This is a genomic window from Streptomyces javensis (assembly GCF_039525925.1).
GTDB lineage: Bacteria > Actinomycetota > Actinomycetes > Streptomycetales > Streptomycetaceae > Streptomyces > Streptomyces asiaticus.
The window spans coordinates 1-4,650 of record NZ_BAAAIF010000178.1; the positions used below are offsets into that span (position 1 = coordinate 1).

At 67.5% G+C, this 4,650-nt stretch carries 1 protein-coding gene; it reads right to left on the reverse strand.

Going from position 1 to position 4,650, the window contains the following annotated elements:
* Positions 1-4,650 (reverse strand): SDR family NAD(P)-dependent oxidoreductase (locus ABD329_RS47265; RefSeq protein WP_344318190.1); only part of this gene is annotated, 4,650 nt, incomplete at both ends.

The window sequence follows — 4,650 nt, forward strand, 5'->3', positions numbered from 1 at the left end:
GCTCACGCCAAAACTCAGCCACCTGGGCCACCGCAGCCTCCTCACCGGAGACCACCACCTGATCCGGCCCATTAACCGCCGCAACCTCCACCACACCCACAAGCCCACCAGCCCCAGCCCGAAGAACCTCCAGGGCTTGGTCCATCTCCTGTGCCGAGGCCTGGACCGAAGCCATCGCCCCACCAGCAGGCAGATCCTGCATCAGCCACCCCCGCGCGGCAACCAACGTGCAGGCATCCCCCAACGACCACACACCCGCCACATACGCCGCCACCACCTCACCGATCGAGTGACCGGCCAGGAAATCCACCCGCACCCCAAAAGACTCCATCAACCGAAACAGCGCCACCTCCAACGCAAACAACCCCGCCTGCGTAAACACCGTCCGATCCAACACCCCCTCACCACCAGCAACAGCATCCGCGAACACCACCTCCTTCAACGGCCGCTCCAACAGCACGTCAAACCGCGCACACACCTCATCAAACGCCGCCGCGAACACGGGGAAGGCCTCATACAACCCCCGCCCCATCCCCGCCCGCTGACTCCCCTGACCAGAGAACAACACGGCCACCCGGCCACCCGACCGCGCACGACCCACCACTACGCCACCGCCAACACCTGCCGTGCTCTCGGTCTCGCCCTCCGCCAGGCTCTTAAGCCCAGCCTCAAGCTCCTCCACATCCGAGCCCAGAACCACCGCACGGTGCTCGAACACCGCACGCGAGCCCACCAGAGCACGCCCCACACCCACCACATCCACGCCACCATCAGTCTGAGCAGCGCTGACATGCTCCAGCAGTCGACCCGCCTGAGCCGCCAACGCACCCGCACTACGCCCCGACACCACCCACGGCACCACCGAAGGCGCCACCACGGACGACGCCACATCCCCACCAGCAGCTTCCTCCGCCGGCGCCTCCTCAAGGATGAGATGGGCATTGGTCCCCGACACACCGAAAGAAGACACACCAACCCGCCGCACCCGCTCCCCACGCGGCCACGCCACACCCTCAGCCAGCAACTCCACCGCGCCCGCATCCCAATTGACGTGCGGAGACGGCCGATCCACATGCAAGGTCCGCGGCAGCACCTCCCGGTTCAGTGCCATGACCATCTTGATCACACCACCCACACCCGCAGCCGCCTGCGTGTGCCCGATGTTCGACTTCAACGACCCCAACCACAACGGCCGACCACCCTCACGCTCCCGCCCATACGTGGCCAGCAGCGCCTGCGCCTCAATCGGATCGCCCAACCGAGTCCCGGTCCCATGCCCCTCAACGGCATCCACATCCGCCGCCGACAACTGCGCATTGGCCAGCGCCTGCCGGATCACCCGCTCCTGCGACGGACCATTCGGCGCCGTCAACCCATTCGACGCCCCATCCTGATTCACCGCAGAACCACGCACCACCGCCAACACCCGATGCCCCTTAGCCCGAGCATCCGACAACCGCTCCAGCAACAACACACCAACACCCTCACCCCAACCAGTGCCATCCGCCGCCTCGCCATACGCCTTGCACCGACCATCAGCCGCCAGACCACGCTGACGCGAGAACTCCACAAACGTCCCCGGAGTCGACATCACCGCCACACCACCGGCCAACGCCATCGAACACTCACCACTCCGCAACGCCGCACTCGCCTGATGCAACGCCACCAACGACGACGAACACGCCGTATCCACCGTCACCGCCGGACCCTCGAGGCCGAACACATACGCCACTCGCCCGGACATCACACTGGCCGTATTGCCCGTCATCACATAGCCGTCAGCGCCGCTCGGCACGGTCGAGAAGCGAGTCAGGTAGTCCTGGTTGTTGGCTCCGACGAACACGCCGACGGGCGTTCCCGTCAGTGCGGAAGGGTTGATCCCAGCAGTCTCCATGGCTTCCCAGGACGTCTCCAGCAGCAGCCGCTGCTGGGGATCCATGGCCGACGCCTCTCGCGGAGAAATGCCGAAGAACTCCGCATCGAAGCCCGCCGCATCGCTGAGGAATCCGCCACTCATCGCATAGGTCTTGCCTGACCGATCGGGATCCGGGTCGTAGAGGTTCTCGAGGTCCCAGCCACGGTCGGAGGGGAATCCGGAAATCGCGTCCACCCCACCGGCCACCAGGTCCCACAACTGCTCGGGCGAACCCACGCCGCCCGGGTACCGGCACGCCGCTCCCACGATGACGACGGGGTCAGTGGAGGCATCGTCCTGCGCCTGACCTCCTGGGGCCGTGGCCAGGGGCTGCCTGCCCGAGGTTTCACGTTCGTCTTCCCCGAGGAGTTGCACCCGAAGATGGGCGACGAGAGCGGCAGGGGTGGGATGGTCGAAAACCACAGTGGTGGGCAAGGCCAGCCCGGTAACCCCATTGAGCCGGTTCCGCAACTCGACCGCCGTCAGGGAATCGAACCCAAGGTCCTTCAGAGCACGGTTCGCGGCGATATCTCCGGCGTCGCCATAGTTCAAGACGGCCGCGACATGGGTGCGAACCAGCTCGAGCAGCAACCGCTCCCGTTCCTCGGCAGAAGCCTCGGTGAGCTGCGTGAGCCAGGACGACGAATTCTCCCCCGCCGACGAACGAGTCTCCTCAAGCGCCCGCGCCGCCTCCGGCAGATCCATCAGCAGCGGGCGAACGCGGGCCGCGGTGAATCCCGGGACAAAGCGCTCCCAGTCCACATCGGCCACGGTCACCGATGCCTCATCCGCTTCCCATGCCTGCTGCAATGCCACGACGGCCAGTTCCGGTGGCATCGATCGCAGTCCGCGGCGGCGCACCATCTCCTCGGCGGCGTCGACCACAGCCATGCCGGCGTCGGCCCACGCACCCCATGCGATCGAGGTCCCCGCCAGCCCGAGGGTCCTGCGGTGTTCTGCCAGAGCATCGAGGTAGGCGTTGGCGGCCGCGTAACTGCCCTGCCCGCCACTCCCCCAGGTAGCGGCGGCCGAGGAGAACAGCACGAAGGCGTCGAGATCCATCTCCCGAGTCAGCTCATGGAGGCATCGCGCGCCTGTCACCTTGGCATCGAGCACGTCGGCGAAGCTCTCCAAGCCGGTCTCGACCACCGGTCGGAGGTCGCCGCCTGATCCGGCGGTGTGCACGATCGCGGACAGCGGCTGTTCGTCGGGGAGTGTGGCCAGTAGGGCACGTACCGCTTCCCGGTCGGCGACATCGCATGCGGCCACGGTCACGGAGGCTCCCGCGGCCTCCAGCTCTGCCACCAACTCAGCTGCTCCTGGAGCCGCGGGTCCGCGCCTGCTGACCAAGAGAAGGTGCGCCGCTCCGGCCTCGGCCAGCCAACGAGCGACATGCCCGCCCAATGCGCCGGTGCCACCCGTGATCAGCACCGTGCCACGCGGCCGCCAGCCCGCGCCGAAGGCGGCGCTCGGCTCTCCGGCCCGGGCCCGTACGAGGCGCCGTACGAAGACTCCCGACGCCCGAATCGCGATCTGGTCCTCACCGGAAGACGAGGCGAGGGCAGCAAGCCATCGCCGTGCCGCTCGGTCATCCAGTGCATCGGGGAGATCGATCAGACCGCCCCACCATTGGGGGTGTTCCAGTCCGATGACCCGGCCGAACCCCCACACCATCGACTGTAGTGGCGAGGGCAGCGCATCGGAACGGCCGACCGCTACAGCGCCCCTGGTCACCAGCCAAAGAGGCAGGTCCATAGCGAGGTCGCTCAGCGCGTGGGCGAGCGTCAGTGTCGCCGCCACGCCGACCGGGGCGGCTGGATGAACGGATCCCGGTGCTTCGTCCAAGGCCAGGAACGACAACACCCCGGCCACCGGGGCCGCGCCGTCCTCAGCGCCCTCCTCGGCGTCATGGCGGGCGATGGCGGCACGAATGTCCTCGGCAAGGGCCGCCCGGTCGGCTCCAGCACCGGCGGAGACCTCGAGGGGCACCACGGACGCCCCGCTGCGGGCCAAAACGGTGAGGGCCTCGTGCACCCACGTCGTCATGTCGCAGGGGCCAGCAGGCACCACAGCAAGCCACGTCCCGGTGGGCGTCGGGTCAGCCCCGCCACTCGCTCCGCACTCAACGATCGGCTTCCATGCGACCCGATAGCGCCAGTCATTGACCGTGGAGCGCCGATTCTCCCTACGATGCCAGTCCGCCAGGAGGGGCAGAACCTCATGGAACCCGGGCTCACGTGCGTCGCCTGCCAGTCCCAAGAGGGCGGATATGGTTTCGGCGTCCTCCTCATCCACGGCGGACCAGAAGCGCGACTCTTTGGCCGACGCCGCCGTGGTCGGGTCTTCGACGACCTTCGCCTGCGTCTCGGGCCAGTAGCGTTGACGTTGGAATGCGTAGGTGGGCAGGTCCAGGCGGGCCTGCGGGGTGTTGCTGTCGCTGCCACCGCCGAGTGCGGGGGTCCAGTCGATGGAGCTGCCGGTGGTGAACTGCCGTGCCAGGCAGGTGAGTACGGCATGGGTCTCGGGCTGGTCCCGGCGCAGGGAGGCGATGACTTCCGGCTCGTTGCCGACACCAGGGTCGTTGTGGTGGGCGAGGCAGTTGTGGGTCATGGCGCTCAGAACGCCATCGGGCCCCAGCTCCACAAACCGGGTCACCTGACCGTGCTCGGCCAGCCACTCCACACCCGGCCCGAACAACACCGCCTGCCGAACATGACGCACCCAATACTCCGGCT